Consider the following 24040-nt stretch of genomic DNA (forward strand, 5'->3'; position numbering starts at 1 on the left):
CCGTGCGCCGCGACGCCCTGGCCTCGGCCAAGGTCAATCTGTTTCTGCACGTCGGCCCGGTCGAGGCGGACGGTTTTCATCCCCTCGCCAGTCTGGTCGCCTTCGCCGACCTCGGTGACCGGCTGAGCGTGGCACGCGCCGACCGGCTGACACTGGACGTCACCGGACCCTTTGCGGCAGGCTTGGCCGGGCAGGACGACAATCTGGTCCTGGGTGCCTTGCGGGCCCTGGGACTCGCAGCCGGCACGGGCGACCTGCCCCTCGGGATCACCCTGGACAAGCAACTGCCGATCGCCGCCGGCCTGGGCGGTGGTTCGGCCGACGCCGGCGCGGCGCTGAAGCTGGCGCGCGAGGCTCTGGACCTGCCGTTTGATGACGAGGCGCTGGCCCGGATCGCCCGTATCATCGGGGCCGACGGCCCCATGTGCCTGCACGCCCGCTCCGCCTGGGCCACCGGTTACGGCGAGCGCCTGACGTTCGAGCGCGGCCTGCCACCGCTCCCGGCGCTGCTGGTTAATCCGGGCGTGCCGTCGTCGACCGGCGCGGTCTACCGGGCCTATGACGCTGCACCCGCAAATGGCGCAGACTGCCCAGCCCCGCCGCCGGACTGGTCCCGCGCCACGGTGATCGACTGGCTGGCGGAACAGAGGAACGACCTTCAGGCCGCCGCCGTTGCGCTGCAGCCTGCTATCGGCGACACCCTGACCGCGGTCGCGCGCCTGCCGGGGGCCCGGCTGACGCGGATGTCCGGCTCCGGGGCCACGGTCTTTGCCCTGTTCGACACGCGCGACGCCGCGGACGCCGCCGGGCATATCCTGCTGCAGCGGCACCCCGACTGGTGGGTCCGGGCCACGACCCTCGGCGGCTGACGCGATCAGCGCCGGTTTAACGGTCGGAAAACCTGTGTGCGCTAGAGTTTCGGGCATGGAAACGCTGTCGTCCGCCCAGAAAACCGCCTTTGAAGCCGTCCTGGCCCGCGTGCCGGTCGGTGACCGCGCCCGGCTCCACGCGCTCAAGGATGCCGCCGCCGCCGCCGCCGCCGCCTCGGCCCCGCACTGGGATTTCGAACAGCCGGGCCAGCGCGCGGACGACGCCCTGCAGGCTGCTTTCGGCCCTGCGCTGACCGACGACCATCGCCGCGCCCTGGTCGCCCTGTGGGCCCTAGAAATGCCGGCCCGGGTCCGGGCCGCCGACCTGCCGCAGGCCTCGCTCGAGCTCTTCCCCGAGTGGAACCAGCGTCTCGCCGACTTCCTGACCGCCGCCGCCGATCCCTATGAGCGCGACTTCTGGTGCAAGGACGTGCGCCTGTCGCTGGTGCTCAGCGTGCCTGGCGCGCGCACCCAGATGATCGACCTGTCCTCGCCGATGGGGCCCGGTCAGGTGGTGCGCCACGCCCGCGAGGGCTGGGGCTGGTCGGTGATCCCCGCCTATGCCGCCGCCCAGGCCTGGAAGCCGTGGCTGGAGGTTCATACCGAGAGCCGCGAACTGTCCGACTTCAACGAGGCCGGCTGGGACCGCGCCTGGGCCACCGCCGCCGAGATCCTCAAGCGTCGTCCCGACATGGCCGGCATGCTGGGCTCCAGCTGGTTCTACGACCCGCCGCTGGAACAGATCAGCCCACGCCTCGCCTATCTGCGCCTCAACCTGCTGAAACATGGTGCCTTCATGGTGCATCAGGGCCCCGGCGAGATTCACACCGAACGCGCCGCCACCCGGTCGACGACCCGCGCCGCCCTGATCGAGTCCGGCGAATACACCGCCCGCTCGTGGATCGTCGCCTTCCCGCGCGCCGCCCTGATCAAATGGGCCGACGCGCGCGCCGCCGGGCTGATGCGCGAAGCGGCGTAGCGTTTCCGCTACTGCGCGACCCTGGCCCACGCCGCCCCGACCGGCAGCACCTCCAGCCCCGCCGCCTTCGCCAGCCGCAGTACCCGGTCCAGATCCTCCGCCGTGCAGCCATAGTCGGTCGGCCGGTCCGACACGTCGTGGCCATAGGCCGTCAGCCAGCCCTTCGCCGCCGCCGACGCGGCCATGAGCGCCTCGAGGTCGTAGTCCGGCAACCGCCGGCTCTCCAGCCCGATACTCTTGATCAGCCCCCGGTCCTCGCGCCCGACGTTGACGCCGTCGCGCACGCCACGACCCAGCGCGAACCGTTCGCGCACGATCCGCTTGGCCCCCACGGTCGCGTCCCCGAACGGCCAGGCGAAGGTCGTCATCCGATACCCGTCCAGCCGTTCCGCCACCCAGGCTGCATTGGCGTCCAGACTCAGCCGCAGGGCTTCGCTGCTCATGCGCAGGGCGCTGGTGTGACCGAAGGTATGACAGCCGACCTCATGGCCCGCCGCGTGCAGGGCCTGCAGGTGTTCGACCCGGTACTGGTCGCGGTCCATATTGACCGCGCCCGCCAGCCCGCCACAGACATAATAGGTGGCCTTGATCCCGTGCCCGGCGAGGATCGGCCCGGCCTCGGTCCAGGCGCTGGCCGGGATGTCGTCGAAGCTCAGTGAGAACACGCCGCGCGGCGGCGCGATGGTCACCGCTGCGGTATCGAGATAGCGCGCGGCGCGCCGGCGCATCTGGTCGATCAGCTTCATGACCGCAATCATAGCGCGGTGCCGCTTAACGAAGGGTATGGCGGGGCTTCGTCTTGCCCGCAAACCACCGCCCGTCTAGGGTCCGCGCCTCTCATATTGCGACTGCGAATAGCCCCCCGTGACCCCTGAACCTCTCGCCTTCCAGGACCTGATCCTGACGCTTCAGAAATACTGGGGCGACCAGGGCTGTGCCCTGCTTCAGCCCTATGACATCGAGGTCGGGGCCGGCACCCTGCACCCCGCCACCGTGCTGCGCGCGCTGGGCCCGCGCCCGTGGAAGGCCGCCTATGTCCAGCCCAGCCGCCGCCCCGGTGACGGCCGCTATGGCGAAAATCCCAACCGCCTCCAGCACTATTACCAATTCCAGGTGATCCTGAAGCCCAACCCCGATAACCTTCAGGACCTCTATCTCGGCTCGCTGGCGGCCATCGGCATCGATCCGAAACTGCACGACATCCGCTTCGTCGAGGACGACTGGGAGAACCCCACCGTCGGGGCCTGGGGGCTGGGCTGGGAAGTCTGGTGCGACGGCATGGAGGTGACCCAGTTCACCTATTTCCAGGGCGTCGGCGGCATCGAGGTCGACGTCGTCTCGGGCGAACTGACCTACGGGCTGGAGCGTCTGGCCATGTATGTCCAGGGCGTCGACAGCGTTTACGATCTCGTCTTCGCCAAGGGCATGAACGGGGAAAAGCCGGTCACCTACGGCGAGGTCTTCCTCGAGAACGAACGCCAGCAGTCCGAGGCCAATTTCCACGGCTATGACGTCGACGGCCTCAAGCGCCGCTTCGAGGACATGGTCGCCGAGGTCGAACGCTTCCTGGCGATGAAGGGCCCGCAGGACCAGGCCCTGGTCCTGCCCGCCTACGATCAGGTGCTCAAGGCCAGCCACCTGTTCAACCTGATGGACGCCCGCGGCGCCATCGCCGTCGCCGAACGCCAGAGCTACATCGGCCGCATCCGGGACCTGTGTAAGGCCTGTGCGACGGCTTACGTCGAGCAAGAGCGAGCGAGCGCGTGAACATCGACGGTCGCCATAGCGCCCCCTTCCCCCTGGAGGGGGGAAGGGCCGGGGATGGGGGTGGCGCCGGTTCCGCCGCCGCCCGGCCGACCCGGATCGCGCCCGGTGGTACCGCCCGCGCCCGCCGCCTGCGTCGCGAACAGACCCTCGCCGAACGCCTGCTGTGGGAAGCACTGCGGAAGCGGAAGATGAATTTCCGCCGGCAGGCTCCGATTGGCCGCTTCATCGCCGACTTCGCCCACCTTGCCTCTCGGCTGGTGATCGAAGTCGATGGCCCATTCCACGATCTGCCGGATCGTCAGATCTCCGACGCCGCGCGCACCCGCTGGCTCAATGACAATGGCTACCGTGTCGTCCGCTTCCCGGAGAAGCAGGTCCGCGACGAGCTGATGGCCGTGGTCGAACAGATCGTCGCGGCGACGACACCACCCCCATCCCCAGCCCTTCCCCCCTCCAGGGGGAAGGGAGCACCACGGTACGACGTCCGGTAATGCCCCAACTCCTCATCGAACTCTTCTCCGAAGAAATCCCCGCCCGGATGCAGGCCGGGGCGGCGCGTGATCTCGAACGCATGGCCGCCGACCGCCTCAAGGCCGCCGGCCTGACCTGGGACGCCCTGACCACCTTCGCCGGACCGCGTCGCCTGACCCTGGTGGTCGAGGGCCTGCCGACGGCGACGCCGGACCGCGAGGAAGAGCTCAAGGGTCCCCGCACCTCGGCCCCGGACCAGGCGCTGGACGGCTTCCTGCGCAAGACCGGCCTGAGCAAGGATCAACTGACCGACCGCGACGGTGTCTGGTTCGCCGTGATCGCCTCAAAGGGCGTGCGCACCACCGATGTTGTCGCCGGCATGGTCGACCAGATCGTGCGCGGCTTTCCGTGGCCCAAATCGATGCGCTGGGGCTCCGGCACCCTGCGCTGGGTCCGGCCGCTGAAGCGGATCGTCGCCCTGTTCGACGGCCATGTGGTGCCGTTCGAGATCGACGGCATCCAGAGCGACAACGTCACCGAGGGCCACCGCTTTATGGGCGGGGCCAAGCCGTTCGCGGTGCGCGACTTCGCCGACTATCGCCACAAGCTGCGCGACCATTTCGTCATCCTCGACGCCGCCGAACGCCGTCTGCATATCCTCGAGGCGGCGAAAGCCACCTGCCACGCCCGCGGGCTGGAACTGGTCGACGACGACGGCCTGCTGGACGAGGTCGCCGGCCTGGCCGAATGGCCGACCCCGATCCTCGGCGACATGGACCCCGCCTTCCTCAGCCTGCCGCCGGAGGTGGTCCGGCTGTCGATGAAGGTGCACCAGAAATATTTCGCCGTCCGCCGGACCGCGGACCTTCAGGTCCGCGACGCCGCGCCGGCCGCACAGGCGGACCTGAAGGTCCGCGCTCCATTGGCTCCCCATTTCCTCGTCGTCGCCAATGTCGAGGCGACCGACGGCGGCAGCGCCCTGGCCGCCGGCAACAGCCGCGTCCTGTCGGCCCGTCTCGACGACGCCCGCTTCTTCTGGGACGAGGACCTGAAGACCGGCTTCGACGTCTGGGCCAGGAAACTGGAAGGCGTCACCTTCCACGCCAAGCTCGGCACGCTGGCCGAGCGCGTCGAGCGCATCGCCGCCCTCGCCCGCGAGATCGCCCCGCTGGTCGGGGCTGACCCGGATCAGGCCGAGCAGGCCGCGCGACTGGCCAAGGCCGATCTGGCCAGCGCCATGGTCGGGGAATTCCCCGAACTGCAGGGCGTGATGGGGGGGTATTATGCAAGAGCCCTTCCCCTCGAGGGGGAAGGGAGACGAAACGCCATCGCCGACGCCGTCCGCGACCACTACAAGCCCCAGGGCCCCGCCGACTCCGTGCCGACCGCCCCCCTGACGGTGGCCGTGGCCCTGGCCGACAAGCTCGACACCCTGGTCGGCTTCTTCGCCATCGACGAAAAGCCGACGGGTTCGAAGGACCCGTTCGCCCTGCGCCGCGCGGCTCTGGGATTTCTCAGACTGGTCTTTGAGTCCGGTGTGCGTCTGAACTTTATGGAGGTGGCGATGAACGCCTGTGAGCGCGTAAGGCCCGCTACCGACGTCGACCCCCAGGACGTGGCCAACGATCTGAACTATTTCGTTTCCGATCGCCTGAAAGTGATGTTCCGGGATGAAGGGCGACGCCATGACGTCGCGGCGGCCGTGATCGCCTACGGGGTCAACGACTACGTTGCCAGTCGCGCCCTGATCGAGGCGCTGGACGTCTTCCTCGCCACCGACGACGGGGCCAATCTGCTGGCCGGCAACAAGCGCGCCGCCAACATCCTGCGCGCCGAAGAAAAGAAGGGCCCGCTGCCGACCGGCGAACGTCAGGCCGGACTGGCCGGTGAGCCCGCCGCCGAAACCGCCCTGGCCTATGCCGTCATCGCCGCCCGCGCCGATGTCGACACCGCCCTCGCGGCCGAGGATTTCGCCGCCGCCATGACCGCCCTGTCGCGCCTGCGCGGCCCGGTCGACACCTTCTTCACCGACGTGATGGTCAATTCCGACGTGCCCGAGGAACGCGCTAACCGCCTGAAACTGCTCGGCCAGGTCCGCGACGTCATGGGTCGCGTCGCCGACTTCGGGATGATCGCGGGGTAGCCCCGTCTTCCTTCTCCCCTTGCGGGAGAAGGTGCCCCGAAGGGGCGGATGAGGGGTCACACCGGCGGCCCCGGGGAAGGGACAGCTCCGGCCGCTCACTCTCGCCGTCCGGGAAACCCCTCATCCGTCAGCCTTCGGCTGCCACCTTCTCCCGCAAGGGGAGAAGGACGCAGGGACTGGTCAAGCGTCGCTCCTGCGCCCAATCTCCGGACTGGTATCGGTTCAGTCAGAGGAAGATCGTCGATGGGTATGGGCATGGTCGCACTGGCCCTGATCGTCATCGCCGGGGCGTGGATCTACTATCGCCTGGCGCTGGGCCGGTCCGAGACCGCGGCGCTGTGGCCCCGCGTGACCGGCACGATCACCGCCTCGCGCTATCAGGAAAGCCCGGCCACGACCACGGACGGGGACGAGCACATCCGCTATTTCGCCAATGTCGCCTATCGCTATGTCGTCGACGGCAGGCCCTACAACTGCGAGCGCATCGCCTTTCACGGCATCGATCCGCACACCCGGCTGCTGGCGGTCCAGGCCATCGTTGACCGCTATCCGACCGGGGCGACGGTGCGGGTCCGCTACAATCCCGACGACCCTGGCGATGCGGTGCTTGAGGTGCGGCGACCGTCGCGGATCACGCCGCTGATCATCACCGCGATCGGCCTGGCGTTGCTGGTCGCCGGGGTCTGGGTGACGGCCCACTGACACCCCGGCCGGCGACCGGTTTCAGAACGGGAAGAACAGCGGGATGGTGGCGACGCCGGCGATCCAGGTGACGATGTTCAGCGGCACCCCAACCTTGACGAAATCCATGTATTTGTACTTGCCGACCTGGAAGACGAGCACATTGGTCTGATAGCCGAACGGCGTGGCGAAGGCGGCGCTGGCGGCCATCATCACCCCGATCAGGAACGGCCGCGGATCAACGCCCAGGCTCTCGGCCAGCGCCACCGCCACCGGGGTGATCAGCACGGCCACCGCGGCGTTGGACAGCAGTTCGGTGGCGAACAGCGTCACCCCGTACAGGATGGCCAGGGCGGCCCACGGGCCCAGCGGCCGGATGAAGTCGATCAGCAATTCGGTGCCCGCGGCGGCCAGACCGGTGACCTCGATCGCCAGGCCGACGACCACCATGCCGGCGATCAGCAGCAGCACCTCGGGGCGCAGGCCGGCATAGGCCTCCTCGGGTGTGATGATCCGCATCAGGATCAGGATCACCGCCCCGGCGAAGGCCGAGGCGGCGATCGGGGCGATACCCAGGGCGGCGGCACCGATCACCGCGACGAACACCCCCATGGCGACCATGGCCTGGCGGGGCCGGAACGGCCGGTCGACGGCGAACAGCTTCAGATCGCCCAGCATGCCGTCACCGGTCTGCTCGTGCGGACCCTCGCCCTCGCCGTCGTCGACCCCGTCGGCCAGCAGCCGGCTGCCGAAGAAAAACAGATAGGCCCCGCCGACCGCGGCGATGATCAGCGCCACCGGGGTGATCTCGAACATGCCGAACACCGGCTGGCCGGCGTTGCGGGCCATGTCGTTGACCAGCAGGTTGGTCGAGGTGCCGATCAGCGTACAGGCCCCGCCCATGATGGCGATGTAGCTGAGCGGAATCAGGAACCGCTTGGGCGACAGACTCAGCGAGGTGGCGACATCGCGCACCACCGGCGCGGCCAGCACCACGATCGGGGTGTTGTTGAGAAAGGCCGAGGCTGCGCCGCACAGGATGATGACCAGCCACAGACCCAGCTTGCCCATCTTGGCGCACAGGACGGTGGCCTGCCGGATCAGCAGCCCCATCAGGCCGGTCAGCTCGATGGCGTAGGCCAGGACGAACAGACAGGCGAGGGCGATGACGGCGGGACTGGCGAAGGCCCCCTGCACCTCGACCGGGCGGATCACGCCCAGCAGCAACAGGGCCGCGGCCGCCGACAGGGCGGCGACGTCAGAACGCACCTTGCCGTGGATCAGGACCCCGACCACCGCTACCAGGACGACAAGCGCCGCGATCTGATCGAAACTCATAACCTGTGCAGACCCCCCCGGGCGGCTGGCGTCAACCTTTTCGGCCGATGTCGTCACCGCGATAGCGTTTTTGTGTTATGGCCGATCCATGCCTCGTCTGAATGTGTCTCCGCTTCATCGTCGCAAGCTCGGCGTCGTTGTCACCGCGATCGCCGCGGGCCTGCTGCTGGCCCAGTGTGGCCCCAAGGAAAAGCCGGCCGAGACACCCCCGGCCGAGGTGCCCGAGACACCGGTTGTCGTGACGCCGACCCTGCCGGCCGGGGCACCACCGCTGACCCGCGCCGACATTCTGGCGGCCGCCGCCCGCGCCGCCTCGACCTATGCCGCCGGCGAAACGCCGTCCGGCAGCGATCCGCTGGTTGGTCGCCCCTTTGCCGTCCGCATGGCCTTCGGCTGCGGCGGTCCCCTGGCCGTGCCCGCGTCCGCCGCCGAGATCGACGGCCTGCCCCGGGCGACCTGGGGCCCGGATCACAAATCCATCCAGCTGAGCCTGACCCCCGGGGAATGGCTCGATTCAGCCCTGATCGCCGGGGCCGGGGCCGAGGCTGCCTGGGAAACCGTCGAGGGCTTCTGGGCCCCGCGTCCGTGGCTGGCGACCGACGCCTGCCCGGCCGTGCGTCGTGATCCGCTGCAGGGCACCAGCGCCGCGCCGTCGGCCCAGACCGTCGGCCTCGCCGCCGTGTTCGCCAAAGGCAGTTCCCGTCTGGCCCAGCGCAACGGCCGGGCCTATCGCTATACGGTGCGGGCCGAGGGTGACCGGCCGCTGGTCGCGCCCGAAGACGGCTATCGTCTGGTGCTGGAAGGCCGCGTCGTCGGCTTCCCCGGTGGTCGCGCTATCGGTTGCCGCGCCTCCGGTCCGGACCAACGCCCGGTCTGCATTGCTGCCGTCCAGCTGGACCGGGTCGCCTTTGAAAGCGCCACCGGCACGGCTCTCGGCGAGTGGCGCAAGGGCTGATCCGCACCGCCCGTCCGACCTCAATCCGGGAACGACACGCGGGCTCACGCTTTGTTACGACCCCGGCCTCGCCTTCGCGGTCGCAGCACGCTAGTCAGGCCGGGACGGGCGGGCCTTCCGGTTCCGCCTCAGACAGACCACGGCTCAGGGGCTGGATATGACTCAGTGGGTGTACGGTTTCGGTGGCGGTTCCGCCGACGGGGCCTCATCGTTGAAGAACCTTCTCGGCGGCAAGGGGGCCAACCTCGCCGAGATGTCCTCGCTGGGCCTGCCGGTCCCGCCCGGCTTCACCATCACCACCGAGGCCTGCGTCCACTATTTCAGCAAGGGGCAGACCTATCCCGACGCCTTGGCCGGTCAGGTCAGGGCCGGGCTGGAGAAGGTCGAAAAGATCACCGGCAAGCGCTTCGGTGACGCCGCCAACCCGCTGCTGGTCAGCGTCCGCTCCGGGGCCCGCGCCTCGATGCCGGGGATGATGGACACGGTCCTGAATCTGGGCCTCAACGACGAAACCGTCGAGGGCCTGGCCACCCTGTCCGGCGACCGCCGCTTCGCCTTCGACAGCTACCGCCGCTTCATCACCATGTATTCGAACGTCGTCCTCGGCCTCAGCCACGACGATTTTGAAGAGGTGCTGGACGACCACAAGCAGCGTCTCGGCGTCACCGTCGACACCGATCTGAGTGCCGACGACTGGGAAAAGGTCGTCACCGAATACAAGGCCGTGGTCGAGGACCGTCTGGGCCAGCCCTTCCCGCAGGATCCACAGGACCAGCTGTGGGGCGCGGTCTCGGCCGTGTTCGACAGCTGGATGAACGAACGCGCCAAATTCTATCGCCGCATGCACGACATCCCCGAGAGCTGGGGCACGGCGGTCACCGTCCAGTCGATGGTGTTCGGCAATATGGGCCAGACCTCGGCCACCGGCGTGGCCTTCACCCGCAACCCGTCGACCGGTGAAGCCCGGCTGTACGGCGAATTCCTGATCAACGCCCAGGGCGAGGACGTCGTGGCCGGCATCCGCACGCCCCAGTCGCTGACCAAGGCCGGGCGCGAGGAAATGGGCGAGACGGCCCTGTCGATGGAAGAGGCGATGCCGGCGGTGTTCGCCGAATTCGTCGAGGTCATCGGCAAGCTCGAAACCCACTATCGCGACATGCAGGATATCGAGTTCACGGTCGAACAGGGCCGGCTGTGGATGCTGCAGACCCGCAACGGCAAGCGCACCGGCAAGTCGGCCCTGAAGATCGCCGTCGACCTGGCCGCCGAAGGCGTCATCAGCCGCGACGAGGCCATCAGCCGGGTCGATCCCTCCGCCCTCGACCAGCTTCTGCACCCGGCGCTGGACCCGAACGGCGTCCGCCATGTGGTCGCCACCGGCCTGCCGGCCTCACCCGGGGCCGCCACCGGCAAGATCGTGTTCGACGCCGACGAGGCCGAGCGCATGTCCCAGCTGGGCGACGCCGTCATCCTCGTGCGCGAGGAAACCAGCCCCGAGGACATCCGCGGCATGCACGCGGCTCGGGGCATCGTCACCGCCCGGGGCGGCATGACCAGCCACGCCGCCGTGGTGGCGCGCGGCATGGGCCGCCCCTGCGTCTCGGGGGCCGGGGAAATCGCCATCGACGAACGCGGCGGCACCTTCACCGCCCGCGGCCGCACCTTCAAGGCGGGTGAGGTCATCACCATCGACGGCTCGAAGGGTGAGGTTCTCGATGGTGCGGTAGACATGATCGAGCCCGAGCTGACCGGGGACTTCCAGACCCTGATGGGCTGGGCCGACGCGGTTCGCCGCCTGAAGGTCCGTGCCAACGCCGAGACGCCGCTGGACGCCCGCACCGCCCGCGGCTTCGGGGCCGAGGGCATAGGCCTTTGTCGTACCGAACATATGTTCTTCGACGACGCCCGCATCGCCGCCGTGCGCGAGATGATCCTGGCCGACGATGAACAGGGCCGCCGCCTCGCCCTCGCCAAGATCGCCCCGTTCCAGAAGGCCGATTTCGTCGAGCTGTTCGAAATCATGGCGGGCCTGCCGGTCACCGTTCGCCTGCTGGACCCGCCCCTGCACGAATTCATTCCGCACAATGACGCGGATATCGACGCCCTCGCCGCGACCTCGGGCCTCGACGCCGCCAAGCTGAAGCGGCGGGCCCGCGAGCTGCACGAGACCAACCCCATGCTGGGCCATCGCGGCTGCCGGCTGGGCGTGGCCTATCCCGAGATCTACGAGATGCAGGTGCGCGCCATTCTCGAGGCCGCCCTGCAGGTGAAGAAGACCGCAGCCGAGGCCCCGATCCCCGAGATCATGCATCCGCTGGTCGCCATGGGTCTGGAGATGAAATATCTGCGCGAGCTGACCGATCGCACCGCCGAGGCTGTGTTCGCCGAGGCCGGCGACCGGGTCGACTATCTGGTCGGCACCATGATCGAGTTGCCGCGCGCCGCGCTGCGCGCCGGCGACCTGGCAGAATACGCCGAATTCTTCTCGTTCGGCACCAACGACCTGACCCAGACCACCTTCGGCATCAGCCGTGACGATTCCGCCAACTTCCTGCAGGCCTATATGGACAAGGGCATCTTCGAGGCCGACCCGTTTGTGCGGCTCGATCAGGAAGGCGTCGGTGACCTGATCCGCATCGCCGGCGAACGCGGTCGCGCCGTCAGCCCTGACATCAAGATCGGCATCTGTGGCGAACACGGGGGCGATCCTGCCTCCATCGCCTTCTGTGAAACCCTGGGCCTCGACTACGTCAGCTGTTCGCCCTACCGCGTGCCGATCGCCCGGCTGGCCGCGGCCCAGGCGGCCCTGGTTTCGCGCGGCGAAGAGGCGCGCGAAACCGACCGTTAGACCCCGCACCGGCGGCCGCCTGCCGCGCGGGGCCGTGGCGCGCACCGGCTGGGGGTGTCTGCCTTTCCGTTAACCTGGATGACGTCCAAGTAATCGTTGGTCAAATTAAAGTCATGGTTGGCGTATCGCCGTCTGTGTCCTTTATTCCACGGTTAAGCTTCCGTAATAAAACGGCCTTGGAACTGCCGCGGATGCTACCCATTTGAGCTTTCGCTGGATGGGGGCGGTGATCAATCGGGTCACCACATCTAGGAAAGACAGATACATGCGTAACATCCTCCTCGCTTCCGCCGCCCTGGCCCTGCTGGCCGCGCCGGCCATGGCCCAGAGCGTTTCCTCGCCGAGCTACTACGGTACCCTGGGCTACAGCCAACTGCAGGGCGACAACGTCGACCTCGGTGCTGTCACCGGTCGTTTCGGGGCCAAATTCACGCCCTACCTCGGTGCCGAGGCTGAAGCCTCGTTCGGCGTCGACAGCGACACCTATTCGGTCGGTGCCACCAACGTGAAGGTCAAGGAAAACTATGACATCGCCGCTTATGGCGTTGCCACCCTGCCGATCAACCCGAACTTCGATCTGTTCGCCCGCGCCGGCTTCGGCACGACCGAGCTGAAGGCCTCGAGCGGCGGCGTCAGCGTCACCGACAGCAACGAGAGCTGGAACTACGGCGTCGGTGCCAACTACTACCTCGACGCCCAGAACGGCGTCCGCGCCGACTGGACCCGTCGTGACTTCACCAACGACGGTGGTGAAGCCGACGTCTATTCGGTCAGCTACGTTCGTCGCTTCTAGGTTTCAGAAGCCGACAGGAAAAAGGCGCGCCCTGCGAGGGGCGCGCCTTTTTTCATGGCAGTGGTGGTCGCGTCAGGCGATACCCGGAGCCAGGGCCCAGCGCATCGAGCTTTCGCCGAACGGCTTGAAGAACAGGTCGCGGTAACGTTCGAACACTTCGACGATCATCACGGCCAGATCCTGGGTGATGACCTCACCCCGCTGGCGCTTCATCGCCGCGACGCAATCGACGACCACCGTCTGATGGGCCGACCCGCCCATGCTTCTGAGCACGGTGGCAACATCCTGGGCGAGAGGTTCCAGCCTGGGTTCCCAGGGATTGGCGGTCTGGGTCATACGGATGGATCTCCCTTCTTCACACAGCAAACGCCTCGCAAAATCTCGCCATCGGTGCAAGCGTGAGCGCGGATTCGTGATCGGGGCGAGTCGCGCACATGACAAGGATTTAACCTGACAGGTCGCCGGGGGCCGCGTCATCTGTTCCGCAAACGGGGGGAAGACCATGACGACATTCGATCCGGCCGCTGCGACGGCGCAATGGATGGCGACCTTGTCGCCCGAGGATACGGCTCGGGCCGTGGCCTATACCCAGGGGGGTCACTGGCTACTGCTTTGGGGACTGATTGTTGCGATCGTTGTGGCTTGGATCATCATAAGGACCGGCTGGCTGACGGCGATCCGTGACCGGCTGGAACGGCGCAAGCCGCGGCCGAAACTGGTCTCACTGGTGGTCGGCGTTGTCTATCTGCTGATGAGCTTCGTCCTGACCCTGCCATGGTCGATCTACCAGAACTGGTGGCGGGAGAAGACCTATGGCCTGACGGAACAGCCTTTCACCGGCTGGTTGACCGAGGCGCTGATGGGGACAGGAATTTCAGTCGTGTTCGGCGGGCTGCTGATCGTCGCCCTCTATTTCCTGATCCGCCGCACCGGCCGGGCCTGGTGGATCTGGGGTGGGGGGCTGGCCGGCGTGGCTGTCATCTTCATGCTGCTGGTCGCTCCGATCTTCATCGAACCGCTGTTCAACACCTATACTCCGGCACCCGATGGCGCGATGCGGGACGCCGTGGTCGAGCTGGCGCATAAGACCGGCACGCCCGACGACAAGATCTACATCTACAACGGCTCGAAACAGTCGGATCGCTATACCGCCAATGTCTCGGGCCTGTTCGGTTCGGCCCGGGTCGCGATGAGCGACGTTATGTTTGCCAAGGGCGCGGACTTGGCCGAGGTACGCGGCGTCGTCGGTCATGAGATGGGCCACTACGTCCACCTGCATTCGCTGTGGCTGACCGGGGTCATGGTCATCCTGGCGATGATCAGCTTCTTTCTGGCAGACCGGCTCTACCCGCTGGCGCGGCGTCTGCTGGGGGCCGGTCGTGTCGGTGACATCGCCGATCCCGCTGGCCTACCGGTCCTGGCGGCCGTCCTGGCTGTCGTGGGGTTGCTGGCGACGCCGGTAACCAACACCCTGATCCGCACGATCGAGGAAGACGCCGACCATTTTTCACTGGTCCAGGCCAATGAGCCGGACGGTTTGGCCAAGGCGCTGATCAAGACCGCCGAATACCGGGCCCCGTCCCCGTCGGCGCTGGAGGAGTTCCTGTTCTACGATCATCCGTCTGTCGAGAACCGGGTGCGTCGTGCCATGGAATGGAAGGCGTCGCATCCGCCGGAGGAACCGGCCCTTGATGCGGTCGAGGCTCCGGCTACGCCCGTTTCCTGACGAAGACGGTGCCGGCCGAATAGCCGGCACCGAAACTGCAGATCAGGCCGATGTCGCCGCCGGCCATGTCCTGCTGGCGCAGGTGGAAGGCGATGATCGAACCGGCCGAGGAAGTGTTGGCATACTCGTCGAGGACGATGACGTTCTCCTCGGGCGTCGGTTCGCGGCCCAGCACCTTGCGACCGATGAACTGGTTCATGTTGATGTTGGCCTGGTGCAGCCACATGCGCTTCAGCGCCTGCGGATCGAGGCCGAGATCGGCGGCATGGTCGACGATCATCTGCGAGACCAGCGGCACCACGTCCTTGAACACCTTGCGGCCCTGCTGGATGAACAGCTTGTCGGGCGCGCCGATGCCCTCGGGCGCGGCATTGTTCAGGAAGCCGAAATTGTTGCGGATATTGTTGGAGAACACGGTCTTCAGGCGCGTGCCCAGCACATCCCAGCCGCCGGGGCCCGCACGGTCCGAGGACTCGACGATGACCGCCGTGGCCACGTCGCCGAAGATGAAATGGCTGTCGCGATCCTTGAAGTTCAGATGGGCCGAGCAGATTTCCGGATTGATCATCAACACCGCCCCGACCGAGCCGGAGGCGATGAAGTCCGCCGCCGTCTTGATGCCGAAGGTGGCCGAGGAACAGGCCACATTCATGTCGAAGGCAAACCCGTCGATGCCCAGCGCCTGCTGCACCTCAACCGCCAGGGCCGGATAGGGGCGCGGCATGTTCGAGGCGGCGCAGATCACCGCCCCGATCTCGCTGACCGGCTTGCCCCACGCAGCGATCGCCTCACGCGCGGCGGCGACCGACATTTCGGCCATCAGTGACAGCTCGTCATTGGCGCGTTCGGGCAGGTTGGGAGCCATGCGGGCCGGATCGACGATCCCGGCCTTGTCCATAACGAACCGGCTCTTGATACCGGACGCCTTCTCGATGAACTCGACCGAGGACGGTGTCAGGGCCTCGATATCACCGGCGGCGATATCGGCGGCATGCTCGGCGTTCCAGCCGTGGGCCCAGGTATTGTAGGCCGCGACAAGCTCGGCGTTCGAGATGGACTGTTCCGGCGTAAACAGGCCGGTGGCGGCGATAACGGCATGGGTCACTGGGCAGGTCCGTTGCATTGACGAACGCCCTCAATAGGCCGGTGGCGGCGTGCGGTCGAGGCTCGCCGTCAGTCCGGTCATCCAGCGCCGGATACGGCCGGAGCGGGGTGAGGCCGCAGCGGCCCGGGCGGCGATCAGCGCCTCAACAAGATCTTCCGCCTCGCACGGCCACCCGTCAGGCGTGACATAGAGAGGATACTCCAGAAGCGTGGCGACGATCAGGGCGTCCAGATCGGGGCGCGCCGTGCGGTCGGGCAGGGGCAGGCGATCCTCGGTCAAACCCCAGCCCGCATAGAAGGGCCGGCCGTATGTGATCACCCGCTGTCCGCGCAGCAGGGCTTCAAATCCGGTCAGGGAGGTCAGGGTCACCACGACGTCGCAGGCCTCAACACAGGCCCCGATGTCCAGGGTGTCGGCCACCGCATCGATGGCCTCCAGGGTGGTGTCGTCGACAACGCCGGGCCGGTTTCCGGCCAGCACGTCCGGGTGGGCCTTCCAGATCAGGAAGCTGTCCGGGTGGTCAGCCCGGGCCGCAGCGATCAGGTCGGCATTGGTCCGGATGTCCCCGCAGCCCAGCAGGACCGACCGGTCGTTCTCGACCTGGCCCACGATCAGCACCCGTTTCCGATCCGACGGCCAATCCGGCGGCGTTGCGCCCGTCAGATTGTATTTCGACAGGCCGCTCTCGACGATCCGCTGACGCAGGGCCGCGGCGCGGGCTCGGGCCTCGACCGAAGGGCGTCCGGATTGAATCAGGGTCTCCAGCCGCGAGGGGCTGGCAGGGTCATAATAGATGCCCTGATCGTCCAGCACCGTCGACAGGGCCCCGATGAAATTGGAACCCAGTCCGTGCGAGCGGATGAAGCCGTCCTCCATCCGCACGGTCGGCCCGTCGAAACCGGCCGCTGCCTTCCGGATCGCAGCGGTCTCCTTGCCCGCCCACCACAGTAGTCGACCGCCGTTGGCTCCGGCCGCCGCCGCGGCGGCACCGACTGTATCGAAATAGCGGAGCCGGGCGGTCGGGGCATTGAGCATCCGACGGATCGCCGGTCGTTTGGCCGGGGCAAAGCCAACCCCGGCCCAATAACCCTTCAGCCGGTCGGCCCGGGCGCGCAGGGCGATCAGACGGGTCACCGCCTGTTCGGCTTCGCAGCGGTGCCCGGTGACGGGGTCGACGTAGCGGCTACAGACGATCAGGGCGGCGGCGGCCAATGTCTCGATGTCGCGCGCCATACCGCGACGTGCCATCGGCACCGTGTCGGTGGTCAGCCCCCAGCCGGCATAGAAGGGTACCCCGAAACAGGTGACGACCTTGCCACGCAGCAGGGCCTCGAAGCCGAGGCCGCTGGTCACCGTATAGACGGCGTCGACTTCGGCCAGCAGGTCTGCGGGGCGGACGTCGGTGTTGATCAGGGTGACCCCGGCCAGATCCGCGTCGGCGATACAGCCCGTCTTCAGGCCTGCGGCTACGGCGGGATGGCGTTTGACGATCAACTGGGCGTCCGGGTGGTCGGCCCGGGCTGCGGCCAGCATCGTGGCAAAGGCGTCCGGCGCGGCCAAACCATAGCGGATCGAGGCGTCGCCCCGGGTCTGGTCGACCACCAGCACGCGCGGGCCGGGACGAAGGATCGACCGGTCCAGTGGCTCGCCCAGATTGGTCCGCGACAGGCCGGCGGCGACGATGCGGTCGATCAGGGATCGGGCCCGGGCATGCATGGCTGCATCGCACCAGTCGGGGGCCTCCACGAGAGTCCGCTCCAGTCGCGAGGGGCGGGTGGCGTCATAATAGATGCCGAGGTCATCGACGATCAGGCTCAGGCTTGCGGCTCCGGCCTCGCCCAGTCCGACGGAGCGCAGGAACCCGTCCTCCAGCGCGACATAGGGGTGGCCGGTAACCCGGCTCCATAGACGCCCCGCCCCCGTCGTCGGCCGTCGACCCCAGCCCAGCACCGTCCGTACCGCCGGTCCCGGCAGTCGCTGCGGCGCATATTCCGGCAGGAAGGCATCCAGATGCGGAAGCGCCAGCAATCCCGGCGCGCACGCCCAGGCGGGAACTGGCGCGGCCTCGTCCATCAGTCGGGTGTACGCGAGCAGGCGTCGTGCCGCCGCAGCAGGGCCTCGGCGGCGGTCAGGTGCAGCCGCTCGACCATGCCCCCGCCGACGCGGATCGCGCCCCGCCCGACCGCAGCCGGATCGGCGAAGGCGGCGACCAGTGTCATGGCATGGGCCACCTCGTCGTCGGTCGGGCAGAAGGTCGCATTGGCGATGGCGATCTGGCCGGGATGGATCAGACTCTTGCCGTCGAAACCGTACAGTCGGCCCTGATCGCATTCGCCGGCGAAGCCAACGGCATCGTTCAGACGGTTGAAGACGCCGTCGACCACCTGCAGACCATGGGCCCGCGCGGCTGCGACCGTGGCGGCCAGCCATGGCTTCAACGGTTCGCGGTCCGGCACGGACTGGCAGCCCAGGGCGGCGGTCAGATCGTTGGTGCCGAACATCAGGGCCGTGAGCGCGCCGTCCACCCCGCACAGCGCATCCAGATTGAACAGGGCGCGCGGGGTTTCGATCATGGCCCACAGGGCGGTGCCAGTCGGCAGTCGGCTGCCCAGTTCCGCGACGTCGCGGGCGTCCTCGACCTTGGGGGCCACGATGATTTCGACCGGGGTACCGGCCAAGGCGTCCAGATCGTCGCTACCCCAGGGGGTGTCCAGCGCATTGACCCGCACGGCCAGGCGCGGACCGAAGCCGCCGCCGCGTACCGCCTCGACCGCGGCAGCGCGCGCCTCGGCCTTCATGTCGGGGGCCACGGAGTCCTCAAGATCGAACACCGCGACGTCGCAGGTCAGGGTGCGCGCCTTGTCGATGGCGCGCGGGTTCGAGGCCGGCATAAACAGGACGCTGCGGACCAGCCCCTCGGTCATCACACCCGTCCGGTCACGGGGATCAGGGCTCCGGTGATCGCCCTGGCCTGCGGCGAGGCCAGGAACAGCATGACAGCGGCCAAATCGGCCGGGGCGACCCATGTGGCGGGATCGGCGTCAGGCATGTCGGCCCGGTTCTGCGGCGTGTCGAGGATCGACGGCAGTACGGCGTTGACGGTGACCGTGCTCGACTTCAGCTCCTCGGCGAGGCTTTCGGTGAGGCGATGCACGGCCGATTTCGACGCCGCATAGGCCCCCATCCCGGCCGCCGACTTCAACGCGCCATTGGCTCCGACATTGACGATCCTGCCCGTGTCCGACTGTTTCAGATGCGGCAGGGCGGCGCGGCAGGTATTCAGCGCCGTGGTCAGGTTCAGGGCGTACATCCGGTCCCAGGCGGGCCGGTCGTCGTCCAGGGTCTGCCAGACGAAACCGCCGGCGATGTTCAGCAGGGCGTCCAGCCGCCCGAATTTCCCGACCACGGCCGCGATCGCCGCAGACGCCGCCGCCGGATCGGTCAGGTCGACCCCGCCCAGCTCCAGCGTGTCCGCCGGGGCCGACTGGCCGACGGCATGATCGATGATCGCCACGCGCCAGCCCTGGGCCAGGGCGGCAGCTACAACGGCGCGCCCCAGCTCTCCGTGCCCGCCCGTAATCGCGATGACGCGTTCGTTCATTGTTTCATCTCCCATCGGTCATCCCTCGCGCGCACGGCCCGGGTCCGTCAACCGGCCACAGCCGGGCCGCGCCCCGGACGCCGGAGGAATCGCCCCATCGGGCGGGCACGATGCGGGTGAGGGTGCTGTCGGCGAAGACGTGTCGGGGGACTCGCTCCGCCAGTCGGGGATAGAGGTCGGCGACATTGGACAGGCCGCCGCCCAGCACCACCACGTCCGGATCAACCAGATTGACCACCATGGCCAGGGCTCGCGACAGACGATCAGTGTAGCGTTCCAGCGAAGCGACGGCGGCCGGGTCGCCCGTGCCTGCTGCGGCGACGATCGCCTCGGCCGCCAGGGTCCGGCCGGTCACTTCAGCATGATCCCGCTGGAACCCGGTCCCCGAAATCCAGGTCTCGAGACAGCCGTGCAGCCCGCACCAGCAGGTCGGGCCCGGCACTTCGGCGGCGGTCGGCCAGGGCAGGGCGATGTGACCCCATTCTCCGGTCAGACCGTTGGCCCCGCCAATCAGTTGTCCGTCGACGGCCAGGCCGCCGCCGCAGCCGGTGCCGATGATCACCGCGAACGCGACCGCCGCGCCGGTGGCTGCGCCGTCGACGGATTCGGACAGGGCCAGGCAGTTGGCGTCGTTGGCCATTCGGACCGGTCGCCGCAGGGCCGTCTCCAGATCCTCGCGGAACAAGCGGTCGTTCAGCCAGATCGAGTTGGCGTTGCGCATCCGTCCGGTGGTCGGTGACACTGAGCCGGGCACGGCCAGTCCGACGGTTCCGGCCCGGTCAAACTCACGTTCGATCCGCTCCACCAGTCGGACCACGGCCGCCAGCGCCGCGTCATAGGTTCCGGGGTTGGGTTCTCGCAGGCGGGTCAGGAAACGGCCGTCAGCCGCCAGGGCCGCGGCCTCGATCTTGGTCCCGCCGAAATCCACGCCGATCTGCATTGTGCCGGTCTAGCAGGCCGTCGTCAGACGGCGAAGACCTGCGCTACCAGCCGCTCGAGCGCCCCGGCGTCGACCGCGTCGAAGGCGGCGACGTCGGTCGCATCGACATCGAGCACACCGATCAGGTCTCCGGCCGCGTCGAAGACGGGCACGACCACTTCACTGCGTGAGCGGGAATCGCAGGCGATGTGTCCGGGGAAGGCCTCGACGTCATCGACGATCCGGGTCTCGCCTGTGGCGGCCACGGTCCCGCAGACGCCCCGTCCGAACGGAATCCGCAGACAGCCCAGCGTGCCCTGGTAGGGACCGACCACCAGCTCCCCGGGCTTCACGGGATCGACGACATAGAAGCCGGTCCAGAAGAATTGCGGGAAGGAGTCAGCCAGCATGGAGGCGACCGTGGCCATCCGGGCGACTTGGTTCATCTCGCCATCCAGCACCGCCAGGATCTCGTCATGGACCTCCGCATAGCGGGCCGCCTTGTCGGCAGGGCGATCATCACGGGCGGTGTAGGACATGGCAAGACTCCGGCTGTAACCGCCATATAGGCGGCCCGGTCAGACATTGCGACCAGGGGCGGACCGGACGAATTCCCCTGTCAGGGGAATCGCTAAATGGCTGAATCTTGGGGATAACTGTTCACCGAACAAAAATCAGCCAATCTGCGGCAACGCTTTCCCGCAAAACGACGTTAACCTTGACAGCCGGGTGTCCGGACCGGACACATTGGCCGGCGAACATGGTTAATGGCCGATCGCGCGACCGATCAGCCCGCAACGTGTGAGGGGGAGTATGCGCGACCGCCACGGCTTCGACGACGACCCCGCACCGGCCCGGCGCCGTCGTGCCCCGATCGCCGCAGCCGCCGTAATCGGTGTGCTGGCGATCGCCGCCCTGACCCTGTCCAGCTGTGGTGATCGCGGCCTGCAGTTCTGGCGACAGGACTCTGCCGGTGGTGCAGCCAACGCCTGTCCGCGCCCGGCAGCCTTCACCGGGGCCGAGTTCAACGCCCAGGAGACCAGTCTGCGCGCGCTGCGTCGGGCGGCCTTCCGTGGCGACTTTTTCGCCCAGCTGGAGCTGGGGTCACGCTATGCGGCCGTGAAGGCGACCGACAAGAATATCGAGGATCCGATCGAGAGCTCGGTCTGGTTGGCCCTGGCCCTCGCCAATGACGAGGGCTATGCGCCGATCAACCGGGTCGAGCGTGGCGGCTTCGGCGGCTGGCGGCCGCTGTCCCGCTACGACGACTGCCGCGCCTGGGAACGTCACAATGTCTACCAGCGACTGGATCGTCAGCTGGGGCGGATGACGCGCGCCGAGCAGGAAGCCGTTCGAGACCGGGTGATCTATGTCCTGTCGACCCAGGACGCCAAGGGTTACCGCGCCCTCGCCCGTCTGCACGATTCCCTCTACGGCCCGTTCGGCGAGCCGCAGGACAATCGCGAGGGCCGCGAGGCCTGGGGACATGACGGCAAGAACGGCGGGCCTGACCGGGATCCCAGCGCCCTGCATGCCGCGACCAGCCTGTTCCAGCGCAATGACGTGGACGCCTATCTCTACAACTATCTGGCGGTCCAGACCGGCGATGTCGGGGCCTATGTCCTGCTCAAGGATTTCGAGCGGTCTTCGCCGAGCCGCAGCCGCTACGCCGCCTTCGTCGAGGCCAAGGCGCGCCAGTGGGTGCCGCCGTTCGAATTCTATCCGAATGCGGCTCCGGCCTCGGGTGTCCCCTTCTCGGATGAAAGCCGTCCGCGTGGCGATGCCTATGAATACGCGCTGTCGCGCATGACCGAACTGCCGTTCGTCCATGTCGGACGGGCGCTGCGTTATCTCGGCGTGACCGAGACGGTCGCGACCCGTCCCGACGCCCTGTCGAAACGCCAGATCGAGACGCTGGAGGCCATGCTGGGTCATCCGATGGAATCGCGGCTGTCCTATCTCGAGCGGGTTCGGGCGGTTCAGCTGGCGGCGGTCAACGGCTCGTCCGAGGCCCAGCTGGTGCTGGCGGTGATGTACGCCGAGGGCATTGGGGTCCCGACGGACTATGCCCGCGCCTTCCACTGGTTCGACGAGGCGGCCCGACAGGGCAGCCCTGAGGCCAAGTTCGCCATGTCGACCTATTTCGCTCTCGGCGTCTCCGGCGTCGCCGATCAGGACAAGGCTGCGGCCGTCGCCGTGCGGATCGATTCCGCCCTGGCCGGCTTCGGCCCGTCCGCATCCCGCCTGCAGGCCGTCCTGGCCCAGGTCTCCCGCTCGCAACGCCGCTAGGAGGGCGTGGAATCATGACCGATCGTCCCGTCCGCAGTCTGATTACCGGCCTGGCCGTCATCGCGGCCGCTGCCCTCGGCGGGGTTCTGGCACCGGCCTCGACCGCCGAGGCCCAGGTGGCCGCCCGTGTCGAGAGCCAGACCCGCCCCAATTTCGGCATCCTGCTGACGCCGCCGACCCGCGGTACGCGCGGGCGGTCGAGCCATCACCGTCGCTATGACTATCGCCGTGACCACCGCCCGGACTGGCGGCCGGAGTTCCGTCGCGACGGCACCGAAGAGATCGTCCTGGTCGATTGCGGCGGCAATCCCGGTTCCGGGGCGGTCGAGGACGCCGTGCGCCGCGTGCGCCCCGGCGGCACCCTGGTCATCCGGTCGCGCGCCGGTGCCTGTGTCGGCTGGCTGAACATCGACAAGCCGATGACTCTCATCGGCGAGGGCGGCTTCGACCCGCGCGACTGGAACCGGACACCGTCGGCGACCCTGCAGGCCCCGGACGGTCTGCCCTGCATCACCGTGGCCCAGGGCGTTCGGGTCGAGATCCGCGACATGGTGTTCGCGTCGCCCAAGGCCGGCGATGCCGCCTGTATCGTCGGCTACGGAGCCGAGATCGTGATGAACCGGGTCGGTTTCCGCCATGCCGGCGACGAGGCCGCCATCTATGCCGACGGGGGTCTCATCGACATCCGCAATGCCATCATTGATGCCCAGACCATCGCCCCGGCCATCGTCGCCGACGGAGCCGTTCTGACCACCTATGAACTGGTGGTCACCGGTGCCCAGACCGGCCTCGAACTGATCCCGGGTGCGGGCCAGACTTCGCGGGTTTCGACCTCGACCTTCAAGGGCACTGGTGTGCCTAACAGCTTCGGGCCGCGCTCGATCGGCATGATCATCCGCTCGGGCCGCGACTACGGCCGGGTCGAGATCGAGAACACCGCCATCGTCGGCTATGTCGAGGGTGTGGCCATCGAGGGGGCCTCCGTCACCATGAGCGACAGCCGGGTCGGACGCTCCGACAAGGGCGTGGTCCTCTACAATGGCGAGTTGCGGCTGACGGACAGCCGGATCCGGGCTGCGGGGGTCGGGGTCGCCGCGGCCTCGGGCCACGCCGTGATCACCAACAATGTCTTCGCCGGGGTGCAGCAGGTGATCTTCGCCGAGTCACGCGCCACAGTCGAAGCCAGCGGCAACCGCGTCTGGTCGCAGTCGGTGTGCCGCCCCAGCTTCCGTGATCGCTACCGTGGCCGTTACGAGCCCTACTGGGATCCGGGCAATGGCTGGACCTGCGTCAACAGCCCCTATCCGCGCGACTGGTGGGACGACGAGGACGGTCTGCTGGGCCTGCCCTACCACGACGACAGCTACAGGCTGGACGGCTACGACAGCTATCGTCAGGGCGAGGGCTGGTACGATCAGAGCGGCCGCTATGTGACCGACGATCGCTACACCGGCGACGACCGCTGGAGCCGTGGCGGCGGCTGGCGGCGTTGATCCCCGGCTCGTGTTGATGGATTCCGGTATCCAGCCACCCCCGTTCAGGGGGCGGGCCATTCC

At 68.0% G+C, this 24040-nt stretch carries 21 protein-coding genes; 12 read left to right on the plus strand and 9 right to left on the minus strand.

The genetic code is table 11. From position 1 onward, the window contains the following. The first annotated feature begins 2 nt into the window (after window positions 1-2). Both AAC067_RS08550 and AAC067_RS08555 read left to right on the plus strand, forming a co-directional pair. On the plus strand, window positions 3-869 hold the full coding sequence (locus AAC067_RS08550; RefSeq protein ID WP_339931492.1) for a 4-(cytidine 5'-diphospho)-2-C-methyl-D-erythritol kinase: 867 nt from the start codon (window positions 3-5) through the stop codon (window positions 867-869). Window positions 870-924: 55 nt separating this feature from the next. Further along, entirely contained in the window at window positions 925-1848 is a 924-nt protein-coding gene (locus AAC067_RS08555) for a hypothetical protein (protein WP_339931494.1), read from the plus strand. 8 nt (window positions 1849-1856) lie between these two features. On the opposite strand, the gene AAC067_RS08560 is transcribed toward AAC067_RS08555, so the two are convergent. Then, window positions 1857-2594, minus strand: coding sequence for a polysaccharide deacetylase family protein (locus AAC067_RS08560; RefSeq protein WP_339931496.1), 738 nt, complete (start codon window positions 2592-2594; stop codon window positions 1857-1859). A gap of 118 nt (window positions 2595-2712) precedes the next feature. Between AAC067_RS08560 and AAC067_RS08565 the strand changes: the two genes are divergently transcribed. The 4 genes from AAC067_RS08565 to AAC067_RS08580 all read left to right on the plus strand — a co-directional run bounded on the left by AAC067_RS08565 (window position 2713) and on the right by AAC067_RS08580 (window position 6931). Further along, on the plus strand, window positions 2713-3615 hold the full coding sequence (locus tag AAC067_RS08565) for a glycine--tRNA ligase subunit alpha (RefSeq protein ID WP_339931497.1): 903 nt from the start codon (window positions 2713-2715) through the stop codon (window positions 3613-3615). Beyond that, complete coding sequence (locus tag AAC067_RS08570) at window positions 3612-4106, plus strand: endonuclease domain-containing protein (protein ID WP_339931499.1); 495 nt, start codon at window positions 3612-3614, stop codon at window positions 4104-4106. Before AAC067_RS08565 ends, AAC067_RS08570 begins: the two co-directional genes overlap by 4 nt. Further along, window positions 4106-6229 (plus strand): glycine--tRNA ligase subunit beta, encoded by a 2124-nt coding sequence (gene glyS / locus AAC067_RS08575; RefSeq protein ID WP_339931501.1) that lies wholly within the window; start codon window positions 4106-4108, stop codon window positions 6227-6229. Before AAC067_RS08570 ends, glyS begins: the two co-directional genes overlap by 1 nt. Before the next feature lie 243 nt (window positions 6230-6472). Continuing rightward, the gene (locus tag AAC067_RS08580; protein ID WP_339931502.1) at window positions 6473-6931 is read left to right on the plus strand and encodes a DUF3592 domain-containing protein; all 459 of its coding nucleotides are present in this window, start codon (window positions 6473-6475) and stop codon (window positions 6929-6931) included. Window positions 6932-6952: 21 nt separating this feature from the next. Here the strand turns inward: AAC067_RS08580 and AAC067_RS08585 are convergent, their stop codons facing one another. Then, window positions 6953-8248 carry an SLC13 family permease gene (locus tag AAC067_RS08585; RefSeq protein WP_339931504.1) on the minus strand — a complete coding sequence of 432 codons (1296 nt, stop codon included), beginning with the start codon at window positions 8246-8248 and terminating at the stop codon, window positions 6953-6955. 88 nt (window positions 8249-8336) lie between these two features. On the opposite strand from AAC067_RS08585, the gene AAC067_RS08590 reads away from it, so the two are divergent. From AAC067_RS08590 to AAC067_RS08600, 3 genes are all read left to right on the plus strand, one after another. After that, window positions 8337-9203 (plus strand): hypothetical protein, encoded by an 867-nt coding sequence (locus AAC067_RS08590; RefSeq protein WP_339931506.1) that lies wholly within the window; start codon window positions 8337-8339, stop codon window positions 9201-9203. Between the two features lie 157 nt (window positions 9204-9360). Next, a complete protein-coding gene (gene ppdK / locus AAC067_RS08595) occupies window positions 9361-12051 on the plus strand; it encodes a pyruvate, phosphate dikinase (RefSeq protein WP_339931508.1) in 2691 nt (896 codons plus the stop codon). Between the two features lie 265 nt (window positions 12052-12316). Further along, window positions 12317-12844, plus strand: coding sequence for a porin family protein (locus AAC067_RS08600; protein ID WP_339931510.1), 528 nt, complete (start codon window positions 12317-12319; stop codon window positions 12842-12844). Window positions 12845-12916: 72 nt separating this feature from the next. Here AAC067_RS08600 and AAC067_RS08605 read toward each other — a convergent pair whose 3' ends face one another. Next, window positions 12917-13180 (minus strand): hypothetical protein, encoded by a 264-nt coding sequence (locus tag AAC067_RS08605; protein ID WP_339931512.1) that lies wholly within the window; start codon window positions 13178-13180, stop codon window positions 12917-12919. A 166-nt stretch (window positions 13181-13346) separates the two neighbouring features. Here AAC067_RS08605 and AAC067_RS08610 point away from each other — a divergent pair, with 166 nt between their 5' ends. Next, window positions 13347-14570: a M48 family metallopeptidase gene (locus AAC067_RS08610; RefSeq protein WP_339931513.1), complete on the plus strand. Its 1224-nt coding sequence runs from the start codon at window positions 13347-13349 to the stop codon at window positions 14568-14570. Here the strand turns inward: AAC067_RS08610 and AAC067_RS08615 are convergent. Genes AAC067_RS08615 through AAC067_RS08640 form a run of 6 tightly spaced genes read right to left on the minus strand, consistent with a single transcriptional unit; the run spans window position 14554 to window position 20734 of the window. Beyond that, window positions 14554-15693: a beta-ketoacyl-ACP synthase III gene (locus AAC067_RS08615; RefSeq protein WP_339931515.1), complete on the minus strand. Its 1140-nt coding sequence runs from the start codon at window positions 15691-15693 to the stop codon at window positions 14554-14556. The genes AAC067_RS08610 and AAC067_RS08615 overlap by 17 nt on opposite strands. A gap of 12 nt (window positions 15694-15705) precedes the next feature. Beyond that, window positions 15706-17748, minus strand: a complete 2043-nt coding sequence (locus tag AAC067_RS08620) for a capsular polysaccharide biosynthesis protein (RefSeq protein ID WP_339931517.1) — start codon at window positions 17746-17748, stop codon at window positions 15706-15708. Then, on the minus strand, window positions 17748-18599 hold the full coding sequence (locus AAC067_RS08625; RefSeq protein ID WP_339931519.1) for a CoA ester lyase: 852 nt from the start codon (window positions 18597-18599) through the stop codon (window positions 17748-17750). Before AAC067_RS08625 ends, AAC067_RS08620 begins: the two co-directional genes overlap by 1 nt. Continuing rightward, the gene (locus AAC067_RS08630; RefSeq protein WP_339931521.1) at window positions 18599-19276 is read right to left on the minus strand and encodes an SDR family NAD(P)-dependent oxidoreductase; all 678 of its coding nucleotides are present in this window, start codon (window positions 19274-19276) and stop codon (window positions 18599-18601) included. The genes AAC067_RS08625 and AAC067_RS08630 overlap by 1 nt, the downstream gene beginning before the upstream one ends. A gap of 4 nt (window positions 19277-19280) precedes the next feature. Then, window positions 19281-20216 (minus strand): ROK family protein, encoded by a 936-nt coding sequence (locus AAC067_RS08635; RefSeq protein ID WP_339931523.1) that lies wholly within the window; start codon window positions 20214-20216, stop codon window positions 19281-19283. 23 nt (window positions 20217-20239) lie between these two features. Then, window positions 20240-20734: a GAF domain-containing protein gene (locus tag AAC067_RS08640; protein ID WP_339931525.1), complete on the minus strand. Its 495-nt coding sequence runs from the start codon at window positions 20732-20734 to the stop codon at window positions 20240-20242. A gap of 274 nt (window positions 20735-21008) precedes the next feature. Here AAC067_RS08640 and AAC067_RS08645 point away from each other — a divergent pair, with 274 nt between their 5' ends. Further along, on the plus strand, window positions 21009-22484 hold the full coding sequence (locus tag AAC067_RS08645; RefSeq protein ID WP_339931527.1) for a tetratricopeptide repeat protein: 1476 nt from the start codon (window positions 21009-21011) through the stop codon (window positions 22482-22484). A 14-nt stretch (window positions 22485-22498) separates the two neighbouring features. Then, a complete protein-coding gene (locus tag AAC067_RS08650) occupies window positions 22499-23977 on the plus strand; it encodes a right-handed parallel beta-helix repeat-containing protein (protein ID WP_339931529.1) in 1479 nt (492 codons plus the stop codon). Window positions 23978-24040 lie beyond the last annotated feature (63 nt).

The sequence above is a fragment of the uncultured Brevundimonas sp. genome (assembly GCF_963977465.1).
In the GTDB taxonomy this organism is placed as follows: Bacteria; Pseudomonadota; Alphaproteobacteria; order Caulobacterales; family Caulobacteraceae; genus Brevundimonas.

What these genes read in the sequence shown, in the direction of transcription:
- AAC067_RS08620 (WP_339931517.1), bottom strand. Translation starts at nt 17,748, where the DNA reads ATGGACGAGGCCGCGCCAGTTCCCGCCTGGGCGTGCGCGCCGGGATTG.
- AAC067_RS08605 (WP_339931512.1), bottom strand. Translation starts at nt 13,180, where the DNA reads ATGACCCAGACCGCCAATCCCTGGGAACCCAGGCTGGAACCTCTCGCC.
- AAC067_RS08650 (WP_339931529.1), top strand. Translation starts at nt 22,499, where the DNA reads ATGACCGATCGTCCCGTCCGCAGTCTGATTACCGGCCTGGCCGTCATC.
- AAC067_RS08610 (WP_339931513.1), top strand. Translation starts at nt 13,347, where the DNA reads ATGACGACATTCGATCCGGCCGCTGCGACGGCGCAATGGATGGCGACC.
- AAC067_RS08580 (WP_339931502.1), top strand. Translation starts at nt 6,473, where the DNA reads ATGGGTATGGGCATGGTCGCACTGGCCCTGATCGTCATCGCCGGGGCG.
- AAC067_RS08560 (WP_339931496.1), bottom strand. Translation starts at nt 2,594, where the DNA reads ATGAAGCTGATCGACCAGATGCGCCGGCGCGCCGCGCGCTATCTCGAT.
- AAC067_RS08645 (WP_339931527.1), top strand. Translation starts at nt 21,009, where the DNA reads ATGCGCGACCGCCACGGCTTCGACGACGACCCCGCACCGGCCCGGCGC.
- AAC067_RS08590 (WP_339931506.1), top strand. Translation starts at nt 8,337, where the DNA reads ATGCCTCGTCTGAATGTGTCTCCGCTTCATCGTCGCAAGCTCGGCGTC.
- AAC067_RS08585 (WP_339931504.1), bottom strand. Translation starts at nt 8,248, where the DNA reads ATGAGTTTCGATCAGATCGCGGCGCTTGTCGTCCTGGTAGCGGTGGTC.
- AAC067_RS08625 (WP_339931519.1), bottom strand. Translation starts at nt 18,599, where the DNA reads ATGACCGAGGGGCTGGTCCGCAGCGTCCTGTTTATGCCGGCCTCGAAC.
- AAC067_RS08615 (WP_339931515.1), bottom strand. Translation starts at nt 15,693, where the DNA reads ATGCAACGGACCTGCCCAGTGACCCATGCCGTTATCGCCGCCACCGGC.
- glyS (WP_339931501.1), top strand. Translation starts at nt 4,106, where the DNA reads ATGCCCCAACTCCTCATCGAACTCTTCTCCGAAGAAATCCCCGCCCGG.
- ppdK (WP_339931508.1), top strand. Translation starts at nt 9,361, where the DNA reads ATGACTCAGTGGGTGTACGGTTTCGGTGGCGGTTCCGCCGACGGGGCC.
- AAC067_RS08600 (WP_339931510.1), top strand. Translation starts at nt 12,317, where the DNA reads ATGCGTAACATCCTCCTCGCTTCCGCCGCCCTGGCCCTGCTGGCCGCG.
- AAC067_RS08635 (WP_339931523.1), bottom strand. Translation starts at nt 20,216, where the DNA reads ATGCAGATCGGCGTGGATTTCGGCGGGACCAAGATCGAGGCCGCGGCC.
- AAC067_RS08555 (WP_339931494.1), top strand. Translation starts at nt 925, where the DNA reads ATGGAAACGCTGTCGTCCGCCCAGAAAACCGCCTTTGAAGCCGTCCTG.
- AAC067_RS08630 (WP_339931521.1), bottom strand. Translation starts at nt 19,276, where the DNA reads ATGAACGAACGCGTCATCGCGATTACGGGCGGGCACGGAGAGCTGGGG.
- AAC067_RS08640 (WP_339931525.1), bottom strand. Translation starts at nt 20,734, where the DNA reads ATGTCCTACACCGCCCGTGATGATCGCCCTGCCGACAAGGCGGCCCGC.